Annotated in this window: 2 protein-coding genes; both read right to left on the minus strand. The window is 43.9% G+C overall.

The window, feature by feature from the left end:
* Positions 1-800: sugar kinase (locus tag RM553_RS19325; RefSeq protein WP_311536607.1), on the minus strand; the 800-nt coding region annotated here is incomplete at its 3' end.
* Positions 800-2149, minus strand: a 1350-nt coding sequence (gene uxaC, locus RM553_RS19330) for a glucuronate isomerase (RefSeq protein WP_311536608.1), incomplete at its 5' end; no start/stop codon positions are given. The genes RM553_RS19325 and uxaC, both read right to left, overlap by 1 nt.

Here is a 2149-nt window from a genome sequence, read left to right on the forward strand (position 1 = left end):
GTAGTGAGGTATTCCTTACCGGTCCAGGCCCTGCCGTAAATCTTCTGCCAGGAAGCACTCACCCCCGTTCGTACTTTATCAAAGACCTTCCCGATATTCGGGCATTCTTCCATCAGCTTTTTAGCAGCGGCAATAAAACCTTCTTCCTCAAAAGAGAAATCGGTATGCATAATTTCATTGATCTCGTTCACGCCTCCTATAAAAATACTTGAAAGGCAGGTGAGTTCTTTTAGAACTTCGTGACCGTCCTTCCCGTATTTCCAGAGGTTGCTACGATAGGCGGGGTCGGCCGTAATGGTAATCCCTTTCTTATTTGCCAGTTCCAGGCCTTCTTTTAAAGTAAGATAAGCGCCTTCTGAAATGGCCGGGGAAATACCAGTCCAGTGCAGATATTCGCAATTTTCAAGCACACTTTCCCAATCCACCTGTTCCGGGCTAATATTGGCAAAAGACCCATGTAGCCTGTTATAGGCAATTTTGCCTGGCCGCATGGAAGATCCAACTTCCAAAAAGTACAGGCCCAGCGGATGATCCACTTTATTTACCGCGGAAACGTCTATCCCAAACTGCCGCATGGCCGCTATGGCCGCATCGCCCACCAAATCGTTGGAAACATTGCTGACCTGCTGGGTTTTAACGCCAAAATAAGATAGTGAAGCCGCCACATTCATCTCTGTGCCTCCAAAAAAGAAATCCATCTTGTTGGACTGTTGTAATTTGCGGTTTTCTGAAGGCGATAATCGCATAATTACTTCCCCAAAAGTTACTGTTTTTCCCTTGTTATCTTTTTGATGCTGCATTAGAAACTGAAGTATTCTTTGGCATTATTATAGCTGATATCTGCTATGGTTTTTCCAACCAGCTCCATGTCTTTTGGCAGTTCACCACTTTCCATTTCCTTACCAAAAAGGTTGCACAGCACTCTCCTGAAGTATTCATGCCTCGGAAAGGATAAAAAGCTTCTGGAATCGGTAAGCATTCCTATAAAGCAGCTGATAAGTCCCATATTGGACAAGGCGTTCATCTGTCTTTCCATGCCGTCTTTCTGGTCTAAGAACCACCAGCCGGAACCAAGCTGCACTTTTCCTTTAACGCTGCCGTCATTGAAATTTCCTATCATCGTAGCAAAAATTTCATTATCGGAAGGATTAAGGTTATACAGTATGGTTTTAGTAAGTTTATTTTTTCCGTCCAGAGCATCCAAAAATGCAGACAGGTTTTCCGCCTGACTATAATCTGCGATAGAATCCCAGCCGGTATCCGGTCCCAGTTGCCTAAGCATTCTTTTGTTATTGTTGCGAAGTGCGCCAAGATGGAATTGTTGCACCCAGCCTTTTTTATGGTAATTTTCACCTAAAAACAGCAGGATGGCTGTTTTGAATTTTTCAGCTTCCAGGTTAGAAATATCTTCTCCTTCCCTCTTCTTTCTGAAAATTCCGGCAATTTCTTCTTCGGTAAAGCTTTCGAATGAAACATAATTCAACCCATGGTCGCAAAGCCTGCAACCATTGTCGTGAAAATATTCTATACGCTTTAGAAGGGCATTTTGCAGGTCTTCATAAGAATCGATCTCCATTTCAGCAACTTTCGCCAGTTTATCCAGATAGTCATTAAAGCCTTCCGCATCAATCAGCACCGCTTTATCGGGCCTGAAAGCAGTACTTACTTTAATACCAATGTCTTCTTTGGCAATTTGCTGATGATATTGCAGGTTATCTATAGGATCTTCCGTGGTACAAACCGTTTCCACGTTCATCTTTTTCAGCAGTCCCCGACAGGAATTCTCTGGTTGCTGAAGTTGCCGGTTGACTTCTTCATAGATGCGCTCCCCGGATTCTTCATTCAGCAGTTCATCTATTCCGAAGTACCTTTTCAGCTCCAGATGCGTCCAGTGATAAAGCGGATTCCGAAGCGTATGCGGTACCGTCTTTGCCCAGGCAAGGAATTTTTCCTTATCTGAAGCATCGCCGGTAATATATTTTTCATCCACCCCCAGGGTACGCATGGCACGCCATTTATAATGGTCTCCCGCCAACCACACCTGGGTGATATTTTCAAATTTGCGGTCTTCCGCGATCTCTTTGGGAGGTAAATGGTTGTGATAATCTATTATTGGCTGATCTGCCGAATATTTTTGATAAAGTTCCTG

Source organism: Autumnicola tepida, from assembly GCF_031846485.1.
Lineage (GTDB): Bacteria > Bacteroidota > Bacteroidia > Flavobacteriales > Flavobacteriaceae > Autumnicola > Autumnicola tepida.